This is a genomic window from Pantoea sp. S18 (assembly GCF_045689705.1).
Lineage (GTDB): Bacteria > Pseudomonadota > Gammaproteobacteria > Enterobacterales > Enterobacteriaceae > Pantoea > Pantoea symbiotica.
Map to the genome: position 1 here is coordinate 4,037,645 of NZ_CP142688.1, position 24,877 is coordinate 4,062,521.

At 57.7% G+C, this 24,877-nt stretch carries 22 protein-coding genes; 6 read left to right on the plus strand and 16 right to left on the minus strand.

Going from position 1 to position 24,877, the window contains the following annotated elements; all coding sequences use genetic code 11:
- Positions 1–80: 80 nt before the first annotated feature.
- On the plus strand, positions 81–449 hold the full coding sequence (locus VIJ98_RS18815) for a helix-turn-helix transcriptional regulator (protein WP_323275465.1): 369 nt from the start codon (positions 81–83) through the stop codon (positions 447–449).
- Between the two features lie 78 nt (positions 450–527).
- Here VIJ98_RS18815 and VIJ98_RS18820 read toward each other — a convergent pair whose 3' ends face one another.
- Positions 528–1,349: an SDR family oxidoreductase gene (locus VIJ98_RS18820; RefSeq protein ID WP_323275468.1), complete on the minus strand. Its 822-nt coding sequence runs from the start codon at positions 1,347–1,349 to the stop codon at positions 528–530.
- 95 nt (positions 1,350–1,444) lie between these two features.
- Between VIJ98_RS18820 and VIJ98_RS18825 the strand changes: the two genes are divergently transcribed.
- A complete protein-coding gene (locus VIJ98_RS18825) occupies positions 1,445–2,347 on the plus strand; it encodes a LysR family transcriptional regulator (RefSeq protein WP_323275470.1) in 903 nt (300 codons plus the stop codon).
- A 1-nt stretch (position 2,348) separates the two neighbouring features.
- Here VIJ98_RS18825 and VIJ98_RS18830 read toward each other — a convergent pair whose 3' ends face one another.
- A complete protein-coding gene (locus tag VIJ98_RS18830; RefSeq protein ID WP_154157266.1) occupies positions 2,349–2,990 on the minus strand; it encodes a hydrolase in 642 nt (213 codons plus the stop codon).
- Between the two features lie 253 nt (positions 2,991–3,243).
- On the opposite strand from VIJ98_RS18830, the gene VIJ98_RS18835 reads away from it, so the two are divergent.
- Positions 3,244–4,161, plus strand: a complete 918-nt coding sequence (locus VIJ98_RS18835) for a bestrophin family ion channel (protein WP_323275472.1) — start codon at positions 3,244–3,246, stop codon at positions 4,159–4,161.
- Here VIJ98_RS18835 and VIJ98_RS18840 read toward each other — a convergent pair whose 3' ends face one another.
- The 4 genes from VIJ98_RS18840 to VIJ98_RS18855 all read right to left on the minus strand — a co-directional run bounded on the left by VIJ98_RS18840 (position 4,162) and on the right by VIJ98_RS18855 (position 8,201).
- Positions 4,162–5,058, minus strand: coding sequence for an alpha/beta hydrolase (locus tag VIJ98_RS18840; RefSeq protein ID WP_323275474.1), 897 nt, complete (start codon positions 5,056–5,058; stop codon positions 4,162–4,164). It abuts the gene before it with no gap.
- A gap of 160 nt (positions 5,059–5,218) precedes the next feature.
- A complete protein-coding gene (locus VIJ98_RS18845) occupies positions 5,219–5,566 on the minus strand; it encodes a hypothetical protein (RefSeq protein WP_323275476.1) in 348 nt (115 codons plus the stop codon).
- Between the two features lie 26 nt (positions 5,567–5,592).
- Complete coding sequence (locus VIJ98_RS18850; protein ID WP_154157268.1) at positions 5,593–6,942, minus strand: sodium:proton antiporter; 1,350 nt, start codon at positions 6,940–6,942, stop codon at positions 5,593–5,595.
- Positions 6,943–6,995: 53 nt separating this feature from the next.
- Positions 6,996–8,201 carry an MFS transporter gene (locus VIJ98_RS18855; protein ID WP_323275478.1) on the minus strand — a complete coding sequence of 402 codons (1,206 nt, stop codon included), beginning with the start codon at positions 8,199–8,201 and terminating at the stop codon, positions 6,996–6,998.
- A 92-nt stretch (positions 8,202–8,293) separates the two neighbouring features.
- Between VIJ98_RS18855 and VIJ98_RS18860 the strand changes: the two genes are divergently transcribed.
- Positions 8,294–9,226 carry a LysR family transcriptional regulator gene (locus VIJ98_RS18860; protein WP_154157270.1) on the plus strand — a complete coding sequence of 311 codons (933 nt, stop codon included), beginning with the start codon at positions 8,294–8,296 and terminating at the stop codon, positions 9,224–9,226.
- Positions 9,227–9,305: 79 nt separating this feature from the next.
- Here the strand turns inward: VIJ98_RS18860 and VIJ98_RS18865 are convergent, their stop codons facing one another.
- The 8 genes from VIJ98_RS18865 to VIJ98_RS18900 form a co-directional block, all read right to left on the minus strand.
- Positions 9,306–9,815 carry a TIGR00645 family protein gene (locus tag VIJ98_RS18865; RefSeq protein ID WP_008109449.1) on the minus strand — a complete coding sequence of 170 codons (510 nt, stop codon included), beginning with the start codon at positions 9,813–9,815 and terminating at the stop codon, positions 9,306–9,308.
- A gap of 54 nt (positions 9,816–9,869) precedes the next feature.
- Positions 9,870–12,542, minus strand: a complete 2,673-nt coding sequence (kdpD, locus tag VIJ98_RS18870) for a two-component system sensor histidine kinase KdpD (RefSeq protein WP_154157271.1) — start codon at positions 12,540–12,542, stop codon at positions 9,870–9,872.
- Positions 12,543–12,587: 45 nt separating this feature from the next.
- A complete protein-coding gene (gene kdpC / locus VIJ98_RS18875) occupies positions 12,588–13,157 on the minus strand; it encodes a potassium-transporting ATPase subunit KdpC (protein ID WP_323275482.1) in 570 nt (189 codons plus the stop codon).
- 11 nt (positions 13,158–13,168) lie between these two features.
- Positions 13,169–15,217 (minus strand): potassium-transporting ATPase subunit KdpB, encoded by a 2,049-nt coding sequence (gene kdpB / locus VIJ98_RS18880; protein WP_154157273.1) that lies wholly within the window; start codon positions 15,215–15,217, stop codon positions 13,169–13,171.
- 7 nt (positions 15,218–15,224) lie between these two features.
- A complete protein-coding gene (gene kdpA, locus VIJ98_RS18885) occupies positions 15,225–16,904 on the minus strand; it encodes a potassium-transporting ATPase subunit KdpA (protein WP_154157274.1) in 1,680 nt (559 codons plus the stop codon).
- Complete coding sequence (gene kdpF, locus VIJ98_RS18890) at positions 16,904–16,993, minus strand: K(+)-transporting ATPase subunit F (protein WP_323275484.1); 90 nt, start codon at positions 16,991–16,993, stop codon at positions 16,904–16,906. The genes kdpA and kdpF overlap by 1 nt, the downstream gene beginning before the upstream one ends.
- Before the next feature lie 109 nt (positions 16,994–17,102).
- Complete coding sequence (locus VIJ98_RS18895; protein ID WP_008109454.1) at positions 17,103–18,266, minus strand: HD-GYP domain-containing protein; 1,164 nt, start codon at positions 18,264–18,266, stop codon at positions 17,103–17,105.
- Between the two features lie 163 nt (positions 18,267–18,429).
- A complete protein-coding gene (locus VIJ98_RS18900; protein ID WP_154157276.1) occupies positions 18,430–19,809 on the minus strand; it encodes an MFS transporter in 1,380 nt (459 codons plus the stop codon).
- 413 nt (positions 19,810–20,222) lie between these two features.
- Between VIJ98_RS18900 and VIJ98_RS18905 the strand changes: the two genes are divergently transcribed.
- Positions 20,223–21,137 carry a sugar ABC transporter substrate-binding protein gene (locus VIJ98_RS18905; protein WP_008109461.1) on the plus strand — a complete coding sequence of 305 codons (915 nt, stop codon included), beginning with the start codon at positions 20,223–20,225 and terminating at the stop codon, positions 21,135–21,137.
- A 91-nt stretch (positions 21,138–21,228) separates the two neighbouring features.
- Here the strand turns inward: VIJ98_RS18905 and VIJ98_RS18910 are convergent, their stop codons facing one another.
- The gene (locus VIJ98_RS18910) at positions 21,229–21,720 is read right to left on the minus strand and encodes a GNAT family N-acetyltransferase (protein WP_154157277.1); all 492 of its coding nucleotides are present in this window, start codon (positions 21,718–21,720) and stop codon (positions 21,229–21,231) included.
- 64 nt (positions 21,721–21,784) lie between these two features.
- Here VIJ98_RS18910 and VIJ98_RS18915 point away from each other — a divergent pair, with 64 nt between their 5' ends.
- A complete protein-coding gene (locus VIJ98_RS18915; RefSeq protein ID WP_061719804.1) occupies positions 21,785–23,617 on the plus strand; it encodes an ABC transporter ATP-binding protein in 1,833 nt (610 codons plus the stop codon).
- On the opposite strand, the gene VIJ98_RS18920 is transcribed toward VIJ98_RS18915, so the two are convergent.
- Entirely contained in the window at positions 23,614–24,738 is a 1,125-nt protein-coding gene (locus VIJ98_RS18920; RefSeq protein WP_154157278.1) for a GNAT family N-acetyltransferase, read from the minus strand. The genes VIJ98_RS18915 and VIJ98_RS18920 overlap by 4 nt on opposite strands.
- Positions 24,739–24,877 lie beyond the last annotated feature (139 nt).

A 24,877-nucleotide genomic window follows, 5' to 3' on the forward strand; every position in this document is an offset into this window, starting at 1 on the left:
AGAGATTTGCTGCCATAATTCACAGATTCTCATCACGCTTCTAAGAAACTGATAACGTTGAATACTGGAACATAAATCTTATGATCGAATTCATCACTGACAGTGCTGGTAACCGCAAAGCGGCCATTGTCCCAATCGAGTTGTTCGAAAAACTGACTCAACATTCTGATTTCGCTGAATTATGGCAGTCAGTCCCTTACGAGGCCGGTATTAATGACGACGCCTTAATTCCTGGTGATGTAGTAAACATCATCATTAATAAGGGAGTCACGCTTCACGCCGCATGGCGTATTTATCGTAAACTGACTCAAAAGCAGGTTGCTGAAGCGTTGGGCATCACGCAAGCGTCTGTATCCGCGATGGAAAAAAGCGAAAAACCACGTGATTTCAATCTTGCCAAGCTCGCTGAGCTTTACGAATGCACGCCAGAACAACTTACAGATGATTGAACGAAAAAGCCGGTAGTCCCGGCTTTTTTGTGCCACACGATTCTGCATGAAGCTCGCGTGATGTTTTAGATTATACGATTACACATCCGCTCCAAACGCCACATCCCGTTGCCCGCGCAGTTCTGCCAGCCGGCTTTCCAGCGCCGTTTCGATATTCTGATATGCCGTGCTGCCGAGCGCTAATCGCAGCGGCATGCTGGGCTGATCCAGCGTGGCGATCATCGCCGTGACACATTTTCCGGCATCGCCGGCAATGGTGAAATCGCCCGAAAAAATCGCCTGGCGCAGCTGGCCTGCGGCGTTATCGCGATAAACCTCCAACGCATCGGCCACATCCAGACCAGCGCCAAAATTGGTTGCGGTCGGGCCCGGCTCCACCAGAAGGAAATCAATGCCGAAGCTGACGACTTCCTGACGCACCGCTTCGACAAATCCTTCAATGCCCCATTTCGTGGCGTGATATAGGCTGAAGTTGGGATACGCGACCTGGCCGCCTTCCGAAGAAACCTGCGCAATGCGCCCGCCGCCCTGCTGGCGCAGGAAAGGGATCACCGCGCGAATCAGCTGGATTGAACCGGTGAGATTGGTGACGATCTGGCGCTCAATCTGCGCATCGCTCAACTCTTCAGCCGCGCCGAACAGGCCGTAAGCCGCATTGCTCACCACCACATCAATGCGATCGACGGCGGCAAAAGCGCGTTCAATCACGGGCGCGATGCTGGCGGTGTGCGCCAAATCCAGCGCAATAACCTGCAGCTGTTCGCCGTAGGTTTGCTGCAGATCGGCCATCACCTGTTCATGTCGCACCGTTGCCAATACGCGTTCGCCGCGCGCCAGTAAACGTTCACTCATCAATCGGCCCAGCCCGCTGCTGGCACCGGTAATTAACCAGGTTTTCATGTTGTGCTCCTCATATTGAAAACCTGATGGTAGATCGCTTTACTGGTGGAGATAATCCACCTAATCGCGCATGACCCGGTGAGGAAAAACCACCAATGAGACGTCCTTCCTGGCACGAACTGCAAGCCATCAAAACGCTGGGCGAGCAGCGCAGCTTTCGCCGTGCCGCTGAAATGCTCGGCTTAAAGCGCTCGTCGCTCAGCCATCTGGTAAAAACGCTGGAGCACAATCTGGGCGTACAGCTGTTTCAACGCACCACGCGCAGCGTGTCGCTCACCGATGCCGGGCAGCAACTGCTGGATCGGCTTTCGCCGCTGCTGAACCAGATGGATGATGTGCTGCACGACATCTCCGCCAGCCGTCATCAGCATTACGGCACGCTGCGCATTAGCGCCAGCGATGCCTCGATCGGTTTGCTGCTGGATCACGTAGTAGCGGACTTTAGCGCGCGCTATCCCGATATCCAGCTTGATTTCGCCGCGCAAGGTGCGTTGGTGGATATCACCGCCGCCGGTTTTGATGCCGGCATTCGGCTGATTGAGGATGTGCCGCAGGATATGGTGGCCGTTCCGCTTGGCGGCCCGCTGACGTTTGTGACCGTCGCCGCGCCCGCTTATCTGGCAAGAAACGCATCGATTCTTCATCCGCGCGATCTGCTGCAACAGCAGTGCATTCGCCAGCGCTTGCCGAGCGGTAAACGTTATCAGTGGGAATATGCGCAGGCGGGCGAAAAGCATGAGATTGACGTGCCAGGCACGCTGACGTTAGACAGCAACGCGCTGATGGCGCAGGCCGCTCTCGCCGGTTTGGGCATTGCTTATGTGCCGTCGCTGTATGTGGAGAAAGAACTGCGCAGCGGCCAGCTAGTAGAACTGCTGGCCGATTGGCGGGTGCAATCGGCGGGGATTGCGCTGTGGTTCCCGCCCAACCGACATCAATCCATGGCGCTGCGGCTGTTTATCGATGCGCTGAAAATCAGCCTGCCGCGCCTGACGTGATTCAGGCGCTGCGCTGCGGCGCTTTATGCACCATGGTGTAAGCGTAATCAACGCCCATGCCGTAAGCGCCGCTGTGTTCACGCACCAGATTCATCACCGCATCGTAGGTCTCTTTGCGTGACCAGTCGCGCTGATACTCGAGCAGCACTTGCTGCCAGGTCACCGGCACCGCGCCAGCCTGCACCATGCGCTGGATAGAACGTTCGTGCGCATCGACGCTGGTACCGCCAGACGTATCGGTCACCACATAGACTTCATAGCCCTCTTTCAGCGCCATCAACGCCGGGAACGTCAGGCACACTTCAGTCCACAGCGCAGAGATAATCAGCTTTTTACGGCCGGTTTTCTCAACCGCTTCAACAAACTTTGCGTCTTCCCATGAGTTCATTGAGGTGCGCTCAATCGGCTTGGCTTCAGGATGGACCGCCAGCAGTTCAGGCCAGATGTAGCCGCTGAAGCTCTCCGTCTCAACCGAGGTGTAAATCACCGGCACGTCGAAAATTTTGCCGGTCTTCGCCAGAGCGACGGTGTTATTTTTGAGCTGCTGGCGATCGATATTCGCAACGCCGAAAGACATCTGCGGCTGGTGGTCGATGAAGATCAGCGTGGAGTTCTGTGGGTCGAGCAGGTCGAATTTAGACATGATGTGTTCCTCTAAAGTGGTTTTGAATTTGTGTGTTGTGCTGCTGGAATGAACTTTAGAGAAGGCGAGCAGGAAGAGATAACGCAAAGAATTTTACAACTTGTTCAAAGTGTTTTTAGAAGATTGATTTAAATAAATAAAATGGCATTTTCACCGTGTAATATGCCTTAAAAAGACCCGGATTTAGCGTTGTTCAAGGGCACTGACCGGCGTAACCTGTCGCCACAAAACCTAAAAAATACACCATCGCAAAATGATCGTACGTCCTCATCAACACTGGTTTCTCCGGCTGTTTGACTGGCATGGATCGGTGCTCAGCAACATCGTGTTCCGCCTGTCGCTCAACCTGCTGATGTCACTGATCGCCATCTTTGGCTATCCGTGGTACTCCACTTTCGGCATTCACCTCACCACTGCGCCTTTTAGTTTGGTTGGTGTGTCGATCGCCATCTTCCTCGGCTTTCGTAATAACGCCAGCTATGCGCGTTTTATCGAAGCCCGCACCTTGTGGGGCAGCCTGCATATCACCCAGCGCTCGCTGCTGCGGCAGATCAAAAGCATTCGTGGCGTGAGTGAAGAACAGGTGCGGGAATTTACCGGCTTGCTGCTGGCATTCTGCTGGTGCCTGAAACATCGCCTGCGTAAAACTGATGTGCAGGCCGATTTACAGCGTTTGCTGCCGGCCAGCTGGCACAGCAAAGTGCTGCATCATCCGATGCCGACGTCGCAGATTTTATTGTGCCTGAGTGAATGGCTGGCGCAGCGTCGCGATGAAGGGTTGGTGTCGGATATTGTCTGGCAGAGCATTGATGAAAATCTTAATCAGCTGTCGGCGATTCTGGGCGGTTGCGATCGCATCGCCAGCACGCCGATTCCGTTCGCCTACAGCCTGATTCTGCATCGCACGGTTTACCTGTTCTGTACGCTGCTGCCGTTTGCGCTGGTGGCGGATTTACACCTGATGACGCCGCTGGTGTCGATGTTTATCTCCTACACCTTTTTGTCGCTGGAAGCGCTGGCGGAGGAGCTGGAACATCCGTTTGGCACCGCACCAAATCATCTGCCGCTTGATGCGCTGTGCGTCAATATCGAACGCAATTTGAAAGCGATGAATGGTGATACGCCGCTGCCGGAACCGTTGCAGCCAGACGCGAATTTTAATTTGACGTGATTAACCCTGATTATCCAACCAACGCACATACGCCTGATCCCACAACGCGGCAGGCGTGCCCGCTTTGCCGAGACCAAATCCATGCCCGCCGCTGCTGAGCTCAATCAGCTCAACCGGCACGCGCATGCGGCGACAAGCGTCACGCATCATTTCGGTATTGTGGGGATTGGAGGTGTGATCGTCCTCGGCCTGCGCGAGGAAGGTCGGCGGATATTGGCGCGTCACGTAGTTTTGCACTGACCAGTTGGCTTCCTGAGTTGGCGTGGCGTTTTGGCCCACCATCATCAGATGTGTGTTAGTGCGCTGATACGGCGCTTCAAGGGTGATCACTGGATAGATCAGCCCAACGCTATCCACATTCGGTCTGATCTGGTCCAGCGGATCCTGCGCCGGATAGGATTCGAAATCTGGACGCGCCGCCGCCATGCCAAGCAGATGTCCACCGGCGGAGAAGCCCAGCACATGCACTTTGCGCTCCATCGAACGCACCAGACGAATGGCGCGTTGCGCATCCTGCAGCGGCGCCAGATTGCCCGCCTGCCACTTCTCACCCGGTAAACGGTAGCTAAGCACATACACGGTATAGCCGCTGCCATTCAGCCAGCGCGCCACCGGCCAGGATTCGCGGCCCATGCCGATAAAACGATAACCGCCGCCCGCCGCCACAATCACCGCTTCGCCGTTGGGATTTTCCGGGCGGAAACGTTGAATAGCAGGTGAGACAATATTGGTCCAGGAGCCGTGGCGATCGACTTTGAGCAAGCCTGAAGGGCCGCCGCCGCCGGGCGGATCGTCGGGCCACAGCGGAATGACGTCATCGCGAGCAAAAAGTTTGCCCGTGGTCATCGAGAGAACGGTTGCTCCAGTAGCCAACAAAAAGTGACGACGTGTAATCATCTTGCCCAGTGCCAGTATGCAAAAAATGCCAGCTTCAACAGCTGAATCTCATTATGTGACGCATGTCTGATTTCGACGTTGGCGATTATGTACGTAAATCGTACAAAAAAGCCATAAAAAAACGCGCCTGAAAAGGCGCGTATTCTTGCGATAAAGACAATCAGTCCTGTTGCTGGAACTGCGTCATTACCGTTTGTTCACATTGCGATTGGTCATGACGCAGTTTGCCGCGCTCATCCTCACCCAACTCCAGCCACGCGCTAATCACTTCCTGCGCGATTTCTTCATTAAATTCAGGTTGCTGCATGGACGATGAAGACTGGCTGGCCGCGAGTTGTGACTTCAGCTTCTCCGTGTAGCCATCTAAATCGCTGGTCTTCTTTTCACTGCTCACCAGATGACACAGCTGGCTGGCATAAACATTCTCTTCCTGATTATTGTCACCGTCGGCAGCCAAGACACCGGCCGACAGCGACAGCCCAACGAGGGCGAGTAATAACGCTTTCATAATAGGCTCCAATAATTTCCAATAAATCAGTTTTCGTTTTGTTCGGCGCGTGCGGCCTGACGGGCAGCACGCCAGTTTAACAACGGCGTGACCGTGATGCCGTGCAACACAATGCTGCACACCACTAACGTCAGCGCCATATCCACCATCTGCTCCGCCTGCGGTCCACGCATGCCGTGCACCCATGCATAGGCAATATAATTGATACTGCCGATGCCGCGAATACCCAACCAGCCAATCAGCAAGCGTCGCATCAGCGGAATATCGCAGCGCCACGTGGTGATCCATACCGCCAGCGGACGCACCACCACAAACAGCAGCAGCGCGAGGCCGATACCGGTGAGGTTCCAGTGCTGCGCCAGCGTAATGCCCAGCACCACCATCATGCCCGCCGCCAGCAAACGCTCGATAGTATCACCAAAGGAGAGCGCATCGCCGATCACCAAACCCACTGATTTCACCATGCCGCTGCTGCCCTGCGCCATCCGCTGACCGGTATTGACGCGCGCTTCTGCCGGTAAGAAGCGCTCCTCTTCAGACATCTCATCTTGCGGATAGTGCTTCACCACGCGCAATTCCGCGCGACGTAACCCGACGCCCGCCGCAAAGGTGGCGAGGAAGCCCGACGCATCAACCGACTGCGCGGCGGCATAGCTCAACGCAATCAGCGCCAGTGCGAACAGATCGTTGGGTGCCACATCCTGATTGGCGGTACGTAAATGCGTCGCCAGCTGACCGATCAGCCAACCCAGCGCAAAGCCGATTCCCAGTCCACCGCCAATCGCCCACAGCGCATCTTTGGCAAACCACTCGCCCAGCGCAGCGGTGCTCAATTCGCCCGGCTGCAACAGCAAAATCGCCAGCATCAGCAGCGGCAGCGCGGAACCGTCGTTCATGCCCGCTTCGCTGGAGAGCGCCACGCGCAGGGCGTCGTCGTCACGCGCATCATTCACGGAAATCAGGCTGGCGAGCACCGGATCGGTCGGCGCAACAATGGCGCCAAACGCTAGCGACATCGCCCAGTCAAAGCCGGTGATCCAGTGCACCAGCAGCGTCATGCCGCCGACGGTGAGCAGCATCGCCGGAAACGCCAGCCTGACGCCAAGCCGCCACGCATGCGCATTGAGCGGCAAGCGCAGTTTAAGCCCGGTGATAAACAGCGAGGCCGCCATGGCGATTTCAGTGAGATGCGCGGCGAGATTGGCGTGACCGATGATGTCGACTTGCAGCAGATTGAGCATCCACGGACCACACAGGATGCCCGCAAACAGGTAGAGACCAAATGAGGTCACTGGCCCACGGTGAATCCACCCGGAAGCCAGTGACATAAGAAGTAGCAGACCGCCGGTGGCGGCGGTCCAGGCCAGGAAATTCATAACGCTCCGTTTTTAAATAACATTCTCCCTTAAGCCTGGCACATGTTAGGCGATCAGTTTTTCAGATGACGGCTGGCGAGGCGAATCATCAAGGCAAGCGCAGCGGCCAATGTTGAGAGTGCGACCACGCCGGTCCAGCCCCAATGTGCCAGCGCCAGGCTTCCCAGCGCCGCACCGGTCGCCATGCCGATGAAAACAACGGTAAACATCAGGGCGTTAAGGCGGCTGCGTGCTTCCGGCGCCAGGCTGTAGACCAGCGTCTGATGCGCCACCAGCGTGGCCTGCACACCCAAATCAAAACCGATGGTACTGATGATAATCAGACCCAACTGAGCCGGTATCGGCAGCAGCGGCAGCAGGAACATCAGCGCGAACGACACCATCACCAGCGTGGCACCGTACTGCGTAACACGCGCTGGGCCGATGCGATCCGCCACGCTGCCAGCTAATGGCGCGGCTAGAGCGCCTGCGGCACCCGCAAGACCGAATGCGCCAGCGACCGCGCTGTCGAGATGGAAGTTTTGACTGAGCATCAATGCCAGCGTTGACCAGAAGGCGCTAAAGCCCACCGACAACAATCCTTGCGCCAGCGCGGCGCGGCGCAGCGTTTGATGGTGTTGCCACAGATGCGCCAGCGACAGCAGCAAACGCGGATAGCTCACCGAGGTGCCCGGCGTAAAGCGCGGCAGCACGCGCCACAGCGCAACGCTAATCAGCAACACCGCTACCGCCGCAATCATGTACATGGTGCGCCAGCCGAAATACTCCGCTACTACGCCGCTCACCACGCGTGACAGCAAAATCCCCACCAGCAATCCCGTCATCACCGTGCCGACGGTTTTGCCACGACTGCGCTCCGGCGCTAACGCCGCTGACGCTGGCACGATGTCCTGCGCCACGGTGGCGGTTAAACCGGTTACGAAGCTGGCGATCAGTAAGGCATTCAATCCGCCCGAGAAGCCACACAGCAGCAGCGCAGCAACCAGTAGCAAACCTTTAATCAGAATAATGGTGCGACGATCGTGACGGTCGCCGAGCGGGGCTAGCAGCAAAATCCCCAGCGCGTACCCGGCTTGCGTCAACATAGGCACCATGCCGACGCTGCCGATCCCGACGTTAAACTGTTTGCTGATGATATCCAGCATCGGCTGGCTGTAATAAATCGATGCAACGCTGAGTCCGGCACCGGCCGCGAGCGTGAAGACCAGCGGCGCGGGCAGTTTTTCAGCTGGCATGGCTGACGTTGAGATGGCTGACATAGTGGATTCCCCCGTGAATGTGCGCTTATTAAAGCGCGTCGCCGCCATACGCGGTAGACTGCTCAAACACAGAACTGTTATGCGTGGTGCGTATGAACAACATCTCCAGTCTTGATCGCATCGAACTGATGCAGACCTTTATCCGCATCGTCGAGAGCGGATCGCTTTCAGCCGCAGCCACCCAACTCGGCACCACGCAGCCCACCATCAGCCGTCGCCTGCAGGCGCTCGAGCAGCGGCTCGGTCTTAAACTGATTATGCGCACCACGCATGCGCTGAAACTTACCGACGATGGCGAGCGCTGTTATGCGCAGGCGCGTCAGCTGGTGGCGACCTGGCATGCGCTGGAAGATGATCTCACCGGCGCCAGCGACGACCCGATTGGCACGCTACGCGTGCGGGCGCCGCATGCGTTTGGGCAGGATCAGCTAATTGAACCGTTGATTGATTATCTGCATCGCTATCCGCGCTTAAACGTGGAGTGGACGCTGAATGACCGCACGCCAGACTTCATCAGCGAAAACATCGACTGCGCGATTCAGGTCGGTGCGCCCAGCGATGCGTCAATCGTGGCGGTGTTACTGGCGGAAGTGCCGCGCTTTGTGGTGGCGGCACCGTCGCTGCTGGCCGCGCATCCGCCGGTTGAAGAGGTTTCGCAGCTCACCAATCTGCCGTGGCTGGCGCTGACCAGTTTTTATCGCAATGAAATCGCCTTAAAGCGTATTAGCGATGGTCAGCCGCTGAATCTGGCGATTGCGCCGCGCCTCGCCAGCGACAGTTTGTACGCGGTGCGCAAAGCGGCCATTGCGGGCATGGGCGCGGCGGTGGTGTCGTCGTGGGTGGTACAGGAGGATTTGGCGAAAGGGGATTTGATTCAGCTGCTGCCGGAGTGGCAAGCGCCGCCGCTGCCGGTGTGGCTGACTTATCCGTGGGCGAGCTATTATCCGGCGCGGTTACAGAAGTTTTTCGCCATGATACGGGAAGTGATGCCGAAGTTAGCGGGAGCGCAGCCGCCGACGCGGTAGCGGAAATGAAAAGGTCGCCATAAATGACGACCCTACGCGATGGTTTTGTAGGGTCGCCATTTATGGCGACCTGGATTCATCACATCTTCACCGCTTTCTTATCCCCCTTCGACATATTATCCAGCCAGCCCATCACAAAGGCCGACAGCACAAACGTCAGGTGAATAATCACGTACCACATCAGCTTTTCATTCTCGATGTTGCGCGCGTCCATAAAGATACGCAGCAGGTGAATCGATGAAATCGCCACAATCGAGGCTGCCACTTTGTTTTTCAACGAGCCGGAGTCCATTTTACCGAGCCAGCTCAGCTTCTCTCTGTGCTCATCAATATCCAGCTTGGAGACAAAGTTCTCGTAACCCGAGAGCATCACCATCACCAGCAAACCGCCGACCAGCGTCATATCTACCAGCGACAGCAGCAGCAGAATCAAATCGTTCTCCGCGATGGTGAAGACGTGCGGCAACAGGTGAAAAATTTCCTGGAAGAATTTGATGGTCAGCGCCAGCAGGCCCAACGAAAGTCCCATGTAAACCGGAGCCAGCAGCCAGCGCGATGAATACATCAGGTTTTCGATAAAACGTTCCATAAGTTCCCATTAATCAACAGACAAGTGGGCGAGTATAACCGAACTTATGTGAAGTTATTTCAGCCCTTCTTCAGAAATTTCCGGTGCGGCGGGCAGCGGCAATGACAAACGGAACACCGCGCCGCCTTCCGGCCGATTCTCCGCCCAGATGCGCCCGCGATGGGATTCGATAATGGTTTTACCGATCGCCAACCCCAATCCGACGCCCGGCACCGCTGACTCTTTATCGCCGCGCGCAAACTTGTCAAAAATACGCGTCAGGTTCTCCGGCGCGATGCCGGGACCGCTGTCCCACACCGCGATCTCCAGCCGATCGCGATCGCGCCACGCCCGAATACCGTGCTGCGCCGCGTTGCCCGCGTATTTCAGGCTGTTTTCGATCAGATTGGTAAACACCCGTTCCAGCATGGCGCTGTCGCCTTTGATCAACACCATCTCGGGCAAATCGAGCATAAATTCATGACCCTTCAGCGACGGGCCCATGCTGCTCAGCGCGCCGCCAATCACCTCATCCAGCGCCACCCACTCTTCACGCAGATTGAGTCCACCAGATTGAATGCGCGCCATATCCAGCATGTTGCTCACCAGCCGGATGGTGCTCAGCGTCTGTTCGCGAATCTGATTGGCCTGGCCGACATACTTCGACTCTTCGCTGGCGAGATCGAGCATCAGCATCTCCGCCTGACCAAACAGCACCGTCAGCGGCGTGCGCAGGTCGTGCGACAGCGCTGACAGCAGCGCATTGCGCAGCTGCTCACGTTCGGCAGCCAGCCGCGACGCCGCTTCACTGTGCGACAGCGCCATGCGTTCCAGCGCGTTGGCGATCAGCACGGTGAAGGTTTCCAGTAAACGCTGCTGTTCGGGAATCATCAGCTGGCGCAGGTTTTCCGGTTCTACCACCAGCAAGCCGCGACAGTGATTGCCACTTTTCAGCGGCAGAATCTGATACGGCACCGCAGGCAAAGTATCGGTGCCCGCGCCCGCCGGTTGGCCTTTGCTGTAACTCCATTTAGCGATGGCCAGATCCGGCGGCGTACCAATCGCGGTATCGCCCACGGTTTGCAGCTCGCCCTGCTCATCCGGCAGCAGCAGCAAACTGCGCGCCTGCAAGGTGACATCGATGATGCGCTGGCTGGTGCTGGCGATATCCTGCGGCGTCAGGTCGCTGCCGAGCGCTTTTGCCATCTCATACAGATGCCGCGCGCGCTGTTCTCGATAGCGCGCCACTTTGGCCTGATAGCGCACGCCCGCCGTAAGATTCCCAACAATCACGCCCACCGCCAGCATCACCGCGAAGGTCACCAGATACTGCAAATCCGACACCGCAACGGTGCCGGTCGGCGCGACAAAGAACAGGTCGAAGGCGATGATGTTGATCACCGTGGCGAACACCGACGGCCAGCGGCCATAGCGCAGCGCCACCAGCACCACCGCCAGCAGATAAATCATCACGCTGTTGGCGGGATCAAACTCAACCAGCAGCCAGCGTCCAACGCCGGTGACCAAAATGCACAGCAGCAGCGCCATCAAGCAGCCGCGCAGATAGAGCCGCCATTTTTCGCTGCTGGCGCGCTGGCCGCTAAGCGGATGCGGCGCATCGCGCACCGGTTCATCCAGCGCCACCACCAATAAATCGAGATCCGGGCCGAGTTCGCCGAGGCGCTGGGCAAAGCTGTCGCGCCGCCAGCGCCGTTGCGGCTGGCGACCGGTTACGATTTTGCCGAGATTGTGCTCGCGCGCGTAGCGCAGCACCGCGCGCGCTTCATCGGGATCGGAGAGCGTGGCGGTTTCCGCGCCAAGTTCCTGCGCCAGCTGCAGCGTACGCAGGATGGCGCGACGACGCGCTTCCGGCAGCCGATTGAGGCGCGGCGTTTCGACATACACCGCATGCCACTCGCTGCCGAGCCGCGCCGCTAAACGAGCGGCGGTGCGCACCAGCTTTTCGCTGCCGGTATCGTCACCGATGCACAGCAGAATGGCGTCACGCGTGTGCCACACTTTGTCGCGGCCTTGCTGGTCACGCCAGGCGCGCATCTGATCATCAACGCGATCGGCGGTGCGACGCAGCGCCAGCTCGCGCAGTGCGAACAGATTGCCTTTACGGAAGAAATTTTCGATGGCGCGTTCGGCGCGGTCGCCGACATAGACTTTGCCCTCTTTCAGCCGCTGACGCAGATCGTCCGGCGGCAGATCCACCAGCACCACTTCGTCGGCGCTATCGAAGAAGGGATCGGGCACGGTTTCACGCACCTGAATGCCGGTGACGCCGCCGACCACATCATTCAGGCTTTCCAGATGCTGCACGTTAACGGTGGTGATGACGTCGATGCCCGCTTCGAGCAGCTCTTCAATGTCCTGCCAGCGCTTGGGATGACGCGAACCCTGCACGTTGGTGTGCGCCAGTTCATCCATTAGGATCACCGCCGGATGGCGCGCTAATGCCGCATCGAGATCGAATTCAGCATGACGCGAACGCCCGGTGGCACGACGGGGTAACAGCGCCAGCCCGTTGAGCAGCGCGGCGGTCTCTGCGCGATCGTGGGTTTCCACCACGCCGGCGAGCACGTCGAGACCTTGCGCGCGCAGGCGCTGCGCCTCCTGCAGCATGGCGAAGGTTTTTCCCACGCCCGCGCAGGCGCCGAAGTAGATTTTCAGCTTACCGCGATGGCTGTCGCTGTGGTTTAGCAGTAGCGCATCGGGATCGGGGCGGGCAATTTCGTCGTTCATCGATCGTCCATTGAAAACGGTCGCCATTAATGGCGACCCTACGGTTTATTGCAAATCATCCAGCGCCAGATTGAGGCGCAGCACGTTTACCGTCTCTTCGCCGACAAACGGCAACAGCGGGCGTTCGGTATGGCGCACAATCAGCGCCTCAACATCCATCAGCGCCATATTGCGCGCGGCGGCGATGCGCGGTGCCTGCCACAACGCGGCTTCTGGCGAAATGTCCGGATCTAATCCGCTCGCCGACGCCGTCACTAACTCCACCGGCACCGCTTTCGGTGCTTGCGGATTAGCCGCACGCAGCGCAGCGACGCGTTCCGCCACCGCTTTGTCCAGTGCCGGATTGCTGCCTGCCAGATTGCTGCCGCTCGAGGCCAGCGCATTATAAGGCGCATCACCGGTTGCGGAAGGTCGGCCCCAAAAGTGGGCCGGCTGATTAAATGCCTGACCAATCTGCTCGGAACCGCGTACCGCGCCATCCTGCTCAATCAGCGAACCGTTGGCCTGTGATGGGAACCACCATTGCGCCAGACCGGTAGTGAGCAGCGGATAGACCGCGCCGGTGAGCAGCGTAAGCACTATTAACAATACAATAGCCGGACGTAACTGACTCATTTCTCTTCTCCTTAAGCCAGACCAAGCAGCGTCAGCAGCAGGTCGATGGCTTTAATACCAATAAACGGCACCACTAATCCGCCCGCACCGTAAATCCACAGGTTGCGACGCAGCAGCGCCGCCGCGCTCAGCGGACGATAACTCACGCCTTTCAGCGCCAGCGGAATCAGGAACACAATCACCAGCGCGTTAAAAATTACCGCTGACAGAATCGCCGAGTTCGGCGAATGCAGCCCCATCACGTTGAGCATGTTGAGCTGCGGATAGGTGGCGGCAAACGCGGCCGGAATAATGGCGAAATACTTCGCCACGTCGTTGGCGATACTAAAGGTGGTGAGTGAACCGCGCGTCATCAGCATCTGTTTACCGATGTGCACCACTTCCAGCAGCTTGGTGGGATTCGAATCGAGATCGACCATGTTGCCGGCCTCTTTCGCCGCCTGAGTACCGGAGTTCATCGCCACCGCCACGTCAGCCTGCGCCAGCGCTGGGGCATCGTTGGTGCCGTCGCCGGTCATCGCCACTAAACGCCCTTCAGCCTGATACTGACGAATCAGCGCCAGCTTGGCTTCCGGCGTCGCTTCCGACAGAAAATCATCGACGCCCGCTTCCGCCGCAATCGCCGCCGCCGTTAATGGGTTATCACCGGTGATCATCACCGTTTTAATGCCCATCTTGCGCAGCTCGGCAAAGCGCTCTTTGATGCCGCCTTTAACGATATCTTTCAGCGCCACCACGCCCAGTACCTGCGCGCCTTCCGATACCACCAGCGGCGTGCCGCCAGCACGCGCCACCTCTTCCACGGCGGCATTCACTTCCAGCGGGAAACGGCCATGATTGGCTTCGATGTGGCGACGAACCGCATCGACTGCGCCTTTGCGGATCAGACGATCCTGCACGTTGACGCCACTCATGCGCGTTTGTGCCGAGAACGGAATAAAGCTCGCGCCCATGCTGCTCAGATCGCGCTCACGCAGGTTAAATTTCTGCTTCGCCAGCACCACGATGCTGCGCCCTTCCGGTGTTTCATCGGCCAGCGACGCTAGCTGCGCCGCATCGGCCAGTTGCTGTTCGCTGACGCCCGGCGCGGGCAGGAACTGCGTCGCCTGACGGTTGCCGAGCGTAATGGTGCCGGTTTTATCCAGCATCAGCACATCGACGTCGCCTGCCGCTTCCACCGCACGGCCGCTGGTAGCAATCACGTTCGCGCCCAGCATGCGGCTCATGCCCGCCACACCGATGGCCGACAGCAAGCCGCCGATGGTGGTCGGAATCAAACACACCAGCAGCGCCACCAGCACCGTGATGCTGACCGGCGTGCCGCCATACGCCGAGAACGGCCACAGCGTGACGGTCGCCAGCAGGAACACAATCGTTAGCGACACCAGCAGAATGGTCAGCGCCACTTCGTTCGGCGTTTTGCGGCGTTTCGCGCCTTCCACCATCGCGATCATGCGATCGAGGAAGGTTTCGCCCGGATTGACGCTGCACTGAATCACCAGCCAGTCGGAAAGAATGCGCGTACCGCCGGTCACGGACGAGAAGTCACCGCCCGATTCACGGATCACCGGCGCGGATTCACCGGTAATGGCGCTCTCATCCACCGACGCGCCGCCCTCCAGCACTTCGCCGTCACACGGAATGATGTCACCGGCTTCCACCAGCACTACATCGCCTTTGCGCAGCGTATCGGCCGCCACGCTGTGCCACGCTGCGCCGTAGCGCGCTTCGGCCAGTTTTTTTGCATCGCTGGTTTTGCTGATGCCTTTCAGGCTGTTGGCCTGCGCTTTGCTGCGCCCCTCCGCCAGCGCTTCGGCAAAGTTGGCGAACAGCACGGTGAACCACAGCCAGATGGCGACGCCAGCGGTAAAGCCCGCGTTGCCGCTGAGCGTGCCACTGGCCATGCCCACCGCCAATACCGAAGTCAGCACGCTGCCGATCCACACCAAAAACATCACCGGGTTGCGGAACTGCACGCGCGGATCGAGTTTTTTCAGCGCATCCAGCATGGCAACGCGGATTAGCGCCGCATCAAACAGCGCCAGTTGTTGACGACTCATGATTCCGTTATCCCTGAATAAGTTGCAGATGTTCCGCGACCGGGCCTAATGCCAGCGCGGGGATGAACGTCAATGCGCCCACCAGCAAGACGGTGCCAATCAGCAGCGCGATAAACAGCGGGCCGTGCGTTGGCAGCGTACCGTTGCCCACCGGCTGAATTTTCTTCGCTGCCAGCGAACCGGCAATCGCCAGCACCGGAATGATGATGCCGAAGCGGCCCACCAACATGCAGAAGCCCAGCAGCAGGTTCCAGAACGGCGTGTTGGCGCTCAATCCGGCAAAGGCGCTGCCGTTGTTGTTAGACGCCGATGACACCGCATACAGCACTTCGCTAAAGCCATGAATACCGGGATTGGCCATGCCGGCGCGACCGGCGTCGGTCATCATCGCCAGCGCGGTGCCAAGCAGCACCAGCGTTGGCGTCACCAGAATCGCCAGCGCGGTCATCTTCATCTCCCACACGTCGATTTTTTTGCCCATGTATTCTGGCGTACGACCGATCATCAACCCGGCGATAAACACGCCAAGCAGTACGAACAGCAGCATGCCGTACAGGCCAGCACCAACGCCGCCAAACACCACTTCACCCAGTTGCATCAACCACATCGGCACCATGCCGCCGAGCGCGGTGAAAGAGTCATGCATGGCGTTGACCGCACCACACGACGCCGCCGTGGTGATCACCGCAAACAAGCTGGAGTTGAGAATGCCGAAGCGCGTCTCTTTGCCTTCCATGTTGATGGCGCTGTCCGCGCCGAGCGAGAGGAAGTGCGGATTCCCACGCAGTTCGGCCCACATCACGGTGATCACCGCCAGCACGAACATGATGGTCATCGCCCACAGCAGCATGTGGCCCTGACGACGATCGCCCAGATGCTGACCAAAGGTGAAACAGAGCGCCGCCGGAATCAGGAAGATGCTCAGCATCTGCACGAAGTTGGTCAGCGCCGTCGGGTTTTCGAACGGATGTGCCGAGTTGACGTTGAAGAAGCCGCCGCCGTTGGTGCCGAGCATTTTGATCGCTTCCTGCGACGCCACCGGACCGAGCGGCAGCGTCTGCTGCGCGCCTTCCAGCGTGGTAAGCGCATGGTAAGGTTCGAAGGTTTGAATGCTGCCCTGGCTAACGAAGAACAGCGCCATCAGCAGGCTGATTGGCAGCAGCACGTAAACGGTAATGCGCGTCAGGTCGCGCCACGCGTTGCCGAGCGTCGCCAGCGAACGGTTGGCAAAACCACGAATCAGCGCAAACGCCACGGCGATACCGGTCGCCGCCGACAGGAAGTTCTGCACCGTGAGGCCCGCCATCTGACTGAAATAGCTCAGCGTGCTTTCCCCGGCGTAGGATTGCCAGTTGGTGTTGGTGACAAAGCTGATGGCGGTATTGATCGCCAGATCCCAACTGAGATTAGGCAGATGCTGCGGATTCAGCGGCAGCGCGGCCTGCGTCATCAACATCAGCAGCAGCAAGGCAAAACCCAGCGCGTTAAACAGCAGAATCGCCAGCAAATAGTGCGGCCAGCGCATGGCGTCGCCGTCGGCTCCGGCCAGTCGCCACAGCGCGCGTTCGGTACGCGGCAGCAGCGGCTTGTCAGCCACAAACAGGGCGAGATAACGTCCCAGCGGTTGTGCCAGCACCATCAGTACCAGCAGAAACACCGCAATTAGCATGAATGCATTCGCAGCCATCAGAATGCCTCCGCATTAAGCAGGGCATAAATCAGGTAGCCCAGAATAACAAACACCAGCACGATGCCGGCTATCACGCCCACGCTCACAGCAACCTCCAGAGGATTTTGGTAGTGCTGCAAGCATGCGCGGCGCGGCATAAAGAAGAGGTAAAAAGGCGGGAAGCGGGCGTAAATAAAGTATAAAAATGGTGAAGAATTAAGCGCTTTCTAACGCCCAGATGCGGTTCAGATCGATGTTCTGCCACAAGCCGCTGTCTTCCGCGCCGGTGATGCTGTCGGTGCAGAAGCTGTCGCCGAGATCGAGCTCTTCCGGTTTCACTTCACGTTGCGCGTGCAGCGACCAGAACACATGCACTTTGGGCTTGAGCAACGATTTTTCGCCCGCCTGCACCACCAGCGCCACGCGCCCGGAAGCCAGTCGCACCAGCGATCCCACCGGATAGATGCCGATGGTGCGCACGAAGGCGTGCAGCAGCGAGTTATCGAAGTGGCCACGCCAGCTCAACATGTTGTGCATCGCTTCGGCAGGCGTCCAGCCTTTACGATAAGGACGATTCGAGGTGACGGCATCATAGACGTCGCACACCGATGCCATGCGTGCATACAGTGAGATCTCCTCGCCTTTCAAACCGTGCGGATAACCGTTACCGTCGTACTTTTCATGGTGATGCAGCGCGATATCCAGCAGATCTTCACCGGCGTTAGCTTCCATCAACATCTGCGCGCCGACAATCGGGTGCTGGCGCATCACGGTGAACTCTTCATCGCTGAGCTTGCCGGGTTTATTCAGAATCTCCAGCGGCACCGCGGCTTTACCCACATCGTGCAGCAAACCGCCCATGCCAACACGGCGCAGCTGATGCTCATCGAGGCCCATTTTTTTGCCCAGCGAGATCATCAAGCCGCACACCGCCATCGAGTGCAGATAAGTGTAATCGTCGTGATTCTTCAGGCGCGCCACGCTCAGCAGCGCAGTGGGTTCGCGGGTGATCGAACCGGCAATTTGATCAACCAGATCAAGGGTGTAATCGAGGTCGAGCCCTTGCCCCATGCGCGCCTCGTTAAACATCGCCAGCACCTGCGGTTTCCCCTGATTGAAGATGCTTTGCGCCTGATCCATCTCCTGGAAAAACGGGGTTTTAGGAATATCTTTTTTCGGCGCAGGCGCAGCGGGTGCCTGAACCGATTTGTCGAGATCGATCCATAACTGCAGGATCCCCTCATTGCGGATCATCGCGATCTGGCGTTTATCAGTGATCAGCATTTGGTTGCGAATGCGCTTATCTTTGACCCACCAAACCTCAAGTTTGTGGATAAACATTCCCTGCCGCAGTTCGTCAACGTTAATCAGCTTTATCACGATATCGCTCCTTAATATCAGTGGGTGGTAAGGAGGTATCGGCAGCTGAGCAAAAAATCTTCAGGAGTGATTTGTGCGATCGGTGAGGTTTGCGAGATGGGTGCGCATAAATGCGCACATTACGATGGTGCGGGCTTTGACCAGGTGCGCATGAATGCGCACCCTACGTCGTAGGGTCGCCATTCATGGCGACCTGGGTTGAAATCTCCTGCTCCTCGCCAACGCGTTCAATCGGTCCCATCACCAGCAGGAACAGTAAAGCAGCAACCACGCAGTGCGCGCCAACAAACACCAGCCCGATGCTGTAGCTGCCGGTTAAGCCGACGATGATGCCGAACAGCAGCGGCGTGATAAAGCCCGCCATATTTCCGATGCCGTTGAAGATCGCGCCCGCCAGGCCAACCGCTTCTTTCGGTGCGGTATCGCTGACAATTGTCCAGGTTCCGGCACCTGCAGCCACGCCTTTACCGAAGAAGGCGAACGACATAATGGCGATAATGCCGACGTTGCTGGGGATCACCGCCGCCAGAACCAGCGACGCCGCCATCAGCATGCCGACGATGTACGGCGTTTTACGCGCCCAGGATAAACTCCAGCCGTTTGCCAGCAGTTTGTCAGAGATATAGCCGCCGCTGATGCCGCCGAGGAAGCCAAACACCGCCGGTGCAATGGTGGCAAATCCGGCGTCGAGAATATTCATGCCGCGCGCCTGCACCAGATAGATCGGGAACCAGGTGATAAAGAAGTAGCTGAGCGCGATGATGCAATATTGGCCGATGTAGGCGCACCACAGCATGCGGTTGCTGAGCAGCTTTTTGAACATCGCTTTGCTCAACGGCGGACGCGCTTTCAACGTTTGTGCCGAATCGATATCAACCAGCGCGCCGCCCTGCTCGATATAGCGCAGCTCATTTTCCGATACCCGCGGATGATGGCGCGGGCTGCGCATAAAGCCCATCCAGACAAACACCGCCAGCACGCCAATGCCGCCCAGGACGAAGAACGGCCATTCCCAGCCGAAACGCGACACCAGCCAGCCGGAGAGCGGTGAGAAGATGGCGACGGCAAAATATTGCGCCGAGGCGAAGAGTGAAGAGGCGCGGCCGCGTTCGGCGCTGGGGAACCACATGATCACCGCGCGCGCATTGGCGGGAAAACTGGGTGCTTCAATCAGGCCCAGCGCGAAACGCAGCGCAAACATCAATGTCAGCGCCATGGTCATGCCGCTGGAGAACTCGCCGACAAAACCCATCAGCAGCGTGGAGATCGACCACAGCGCCAGCGTCACGCCATACACTTTTTTGGTGCCAAAGCGATCAAGGAACAGGCCGCCGGGGATCTGGCCGATCACATAGGCCCAGCTAAACGCCGAGAGGATCAGGCCAAGCTGGATCGCCGAAAGTCCAAACTCATCTTTGATCGCCGATCCCGAGATCGACAGGATCGAGCGGTCGGCATACGCCACCACGGAAAGAAACAGGATCAGGCAAAGGATCCAAACGCGTACGTGGCTGTTCTGTGGACGATTATTGGCTTTTAGCATGGGCTGAATTCCTCAAATGAAACGTGCCGGAATACCGCTTTATTTCCCCTGTTCAGCAACTATAGGAAGCGGTTTCAGCCATGGTCATTGTGCGAATGACGGAATCGACGGTGCTAATTAGCGCCAGATTTAGCAGCTGGCACAAAGCAAGGTGCGTCGCTGCACAGAACCTTGAAGATCCGCGCGTCTTTGCACGGCAATGTGCGCCAGCTCTAAGAAAATCCTTCGCAGCGCAACTATGAGCGCGCAAAGCAAAGGCGCACCCGAGAGCAAAGTGTGCGCCTGGCTGCAAAATCCAACCGTGCTGATTGTCAGCCGCCTAGCGGGCTCGTAGGCTGAAAATGATTTCATTAAGCCATTTTTGACCTTGATGAAACATTCATTCTAATAACAAGCTTACTCTGGAGTCTGCGATGAAAACCCTCAAGGCGATTGTGTTGCTCGGCCTGCTCTCAACATCAGCCTCGGCGCTGGCGGAAAAAATTGGCGTGTCGATGGCCTACTTCGATCAAAACTTCCTCACCATTATTCGCCAGTCGATTGATAAAGAAGCCAAAGCCCGCGGACTCGATATTCAGTTTGAAGATGCACGCGGTGACGTCGGACGCCAGACCGATCAGGTGCAGAGTTTTATCGGCGCGGGCGTGGATGCCATCATTGTCGATCCGGTCGATTCTGCCAGCACGCCGCAGCTCACCAAGTTAGCGCAGCAGGCAAAAATTCCGCTGGTGTACGTAAACCGCACGCCGGGCGATAAATCGCTGCCGGCCGGCGTGGTGTTTGTCGGCTCCGACGAGCGTGAATCCGGCACCTTGCAGATGGAAGCGCTGGCGAAAATGGCTAACTACAAAGGCAATGTGGCGATCATGATCGGTAACCTGACCGATGCCGGTGCGCTGCAACGCACCAAAGACGTTGAGCAAGTGGTGGCGAAATATCCCGGCATGAAAGTAGTGCAGAAACAGCCCGCCAACTACGCACGCAATGAAGGCATGGATTTGATGAATAACTGGCTGGGCAATGATGAAGCGATTGATATCGTTGCGGCTAACAACGATGAGATGGCGATTGGCGCGGCGATGGCGCTGGCGAAGGGCAATAAAAAGGTGCTGGTTGGCGGTATTGATGCCACGCCAGATGGCCTGAAAGCGCTGTCGCAGGACAAAATTCAGGTCACAGTGTTCCAGGATGCGGTCGGCCAGGGCAAAACATCGGTGGATGTGGCGCAGAAGCTGATCAAAGGCGAGAAAGTCGATTCACACGTGTGGATCCCTTTCGAGCTGGTAACCAAAGAGAATATGCAGAAGTACGTTGATAAATCACAATAATTACCGCCAAATCGTAGGGTCGCCATTTATGGCGACCGTAACGCAGGTTTTGCGGTTATCGACAAGGTCGCCATGAATGGCGACCTTACGGTTAACGTAATTTCGCCATCTGCACGATATCGTGATACTCGCCGTCGCGCAGGCAGGCTTTGCGCTTCACGCCTTCGCGCTCAAAGCCCAGCTTTTGATACAAGCGCAGCGCGCGTTCGTTATCGTGGAACACTTCCAGCTCGATGCGCATAATGCCGAGCCAGTTAAAGGCGTAATCCATCGCGTTGCGGATGAGCTTTTCGCCAATGCCGCGCCCGCCAAACGCCGGATCGACGCCGATACCAAAACTGATGCTGTGACGCGTGCGTGGACGCTGCTCGACAAACAGCGTGAGCTCGCCAACCATCGCGCCATCGATCTCCGCAACAAAGCCGATGTATCCCAGTTCATCCATCTTTTCGAATTTTTTCTGCCAGGTCGCCACGCTCGGGCACGGCAGTTGCGTGGTCCAGCGATAAACGTCAGGATGGCTGTAAAGGCGTTGGTAGGCGGCGGCATCGCCCGGCTCACGACCGCGAATGTGTAAATCCATGTCGGTAATCCCTTTTCACTTGCACTAAGCTGTTAACTCTCACCATTTCGGGAAGAGTGACTCTATGTTGTATCGCCGTTTTGAACGTTTTATCAATATTTTCCAGGATGCGCCAACCGATTCCCCGCCCGCCAGCGTCTGGCCGTTCTACTTCTACTATCTGCGTCAGGTGTGGCCGAGCTTCGTTGCGCTGCTGATTGTCGGGCTGGTGCAGGCGCTGATCGAAGTGGCGCTGTTTAGCTATCTCAGCCGCATCATTGACCTGGTTAATCACTCCACGCCCGCCTCGTTGTTCAGCGATAACTGGCAAATATTGTTGTGGATGGGATTTGTGGCGCTGATTCTGCGACCCGTGGTGATTGCCGCGCACGATATGCTGGTGCATCAAAGCATCAACCCAAGCATGACCAGCATGATCCGCTGGCAGCATCACAACTACGTGCTGCGCCAGAGCCTGAACTTCTTCCAGAACGATTTTGCCGGGCGCATTGCCCAGCGCATCATGCAAACCGGTAACTCGCTGCGTGATTCGGCGGTACAGCTGGTGGATGCCATCTGGCACGTGGTGATTTATGCGGTGACCTCGCTGGTGCTGTTTGCCGAAGCGGACTGGCGCCTGATGATTCCGCTGGTGATCTGGATTGTGGCGTACAGCGTGTCGCTGAGCTTCTTCGTGCCGCGCGTTAAACAGCGTTCGGTGGTTTCATCGGAAGCGCGCTCAAAATTGATGGGCACCATCGTCGATGGCTACACCAACATCGCCACCATCAAACTGTTCTCGCACAACGATCTGGAGAAGCGTTACGCGCGCGAAGCGATTCAGGAGCAAACCGACAAAACCCAGCACGCCAGCCGCATGGTCACCACCATGGATATCACGCTCTCGACGCTCAATGGCTTGCTGATTGTCAGCACTTCCGGCCTGGCGCTGTGGTTGTGGAGCCAGTCGCTGATCAGCGTCGGCGCGATTGCGCTGGCGACCGGTTTGGTGATCCGTCTGGTGAATATGTCCGGTTGGATCATGTGGGTGGTGAACGGCATCTTTGAGAATATTGGCATGGTGCAGGATGGCCTGAACACCATTGCGCAGCCGCTGAGCGTGCAGGATCAGCCGAACGCGAAAAACATGCAGGTGACGCGCGGCCAGATTCGCTTTGAGGATGTGCGTTTTGATTATGGCGGCAGCCGTCAGGTAATTAATCGCCTCAACCTCAATATCAAACCGGGCGAGAAAATCGGGTTGATTGGGCCGTCCGGCGCCGGTAAATCCACCCTGGTGAATCTGCTGCTGCGGCTGTATGACATCAACAGCGGCCGCATTGTGATTGACGATCAAAACATCGCTGAAGTGACGCAGGAAAGCCTGCGCGGGCAAATCGGCATGATCACCCAGGACACCTCGCTGCTGCACCGCTCGATTCGCGAAAACCTGCTGTATGGTCGCCCGGATGCGACGGAAGAGGAGCTGCAGGCGGCGATTATCCGCGCGCGCGCCGACGAGTTCATTCCGCTGCTCTCCGATCCGCAAGGCCGCACCGGCTTGGATGCGCACGTGGGCGAGCGCGGCGTGAAGCTGTCGGGCGGTCAACGTCAGCGTATCGCCATCGCGCGCGTGCTGCTGAAAGACGCGCCGATTCTGATCATGGACGAAGCCACTTCCGCGCTGGATTCCGAAGTGGAAGCGGCGATTCAGGAGAGCCTGGAAACACTGATGCAGGGTAAAACGGTGATTGCCATCGCGCACCGTCTTTCAACTATCGCCAAAATGGATCGTCTGGTGGTGCTGGAGAAAGGCGAGATTGTCGAGATGGGCAACCACCGCGAACTGTTAGCGCACGGCGGACTTTACGCGCGCCTGTGGCAGCATCAAACCGGCGGTTTTGTCGGCGCGGATTAATCTCCACGCCGATACGGTAAGGCGTCGCGCGCTTCAATTGCCCAGCCGCGCACGCCTTCCCGTTCCTGCAGCAGAAAATCCCCCACAGCATCGCGCAAGCCGGGATGACACAGATAGTGCCATGAGTGCGTGATATGCGGTTCAAAGCCGCGCACCAGCTTGTGCTCGCCCTGCGCGCCCGCATCAAAACGCTGCAAACCTTCCGCGATGGCGAAATCCATGCCCTGATAGAAGCAGGTTTCGAAATGCAGCCGATCAAACTCCGCCAGACAACCCCAATAGCGGCCATACAGCGTGTTGCCGTCCATTAAGCAGAACGCCATGGCGGCTGGTTGGCCTTGTAGCGTCGCGATCACCACGCGAATTGAACGCGCCATGCGCTCCGCCAGCAGGCTAAAGAAGTGGCGCGTCAAATATGGTCGCTGGCCGCGCACCGCATAGGTGTTGGCGTAGCAGGTATAGACGAAATCCCACTGATCTTCGCGCAACTCATCGCCGCGATACCAGCTGAATTCAAAGCCGCTGCTCATCACCTGTTCGCGCTCTTTGCGCAGCTGTTTGCGCTTGCGCGACATCAGCGTGTCGAGGAAATCCTGGAAATCGCGATAGCCTTTGTTGTGCCAGTGATACTGCAAGCCAAGACGTTCCAGCCAATCCGGCTGCTGCTGCATGATTTGATTGGCGAACGGCGTGGTGAAGTTGATGTGCGCGCCGCTCAAACCTTGTTCGTAGAGGTTATCCGGCAGCGCGCTGAGCAGTTTCAGCACCGCGTCTTCGTCGCCCAGCAGGCGTGCGCCGGTCACCGGACTGAACGGAATCGCGCCCAGCCATTTCGGATAGTAAGGAATACCGGCGCGTTGGCAGGCATCCGCCCACGCATGATCAAACACATATTCACCGCGCGAATGGCGTTTGCGATAGCCCGGAATTGCGGCACGCAGCGTGCCGTTTTCGCGCCACATCAGGTGATCCGTCTGCCAGCCGTTTTCGGGCCGCACGCTGCCGCTCTCTTCAAGTGACAGAAGAAAGGCATGGCGTAAAAACGGTTGATCGTCAGGTAACAGCGCATCCCATTCGACGGCGGAGATCTCCGCCAGCGACGACAGATGTAGCAAAGACATTCACGGCTCCCGGCCAGATGAAAGCAGGCGCCTAGTTCAACAGGTTTTCCCGCGTGGGAAAAGGTGCAGCGCACTGAATGTGTAATCACCAGATTTGACCCGATGCGCATTAATGCGCAACCTACGACGTAGGGTCGCC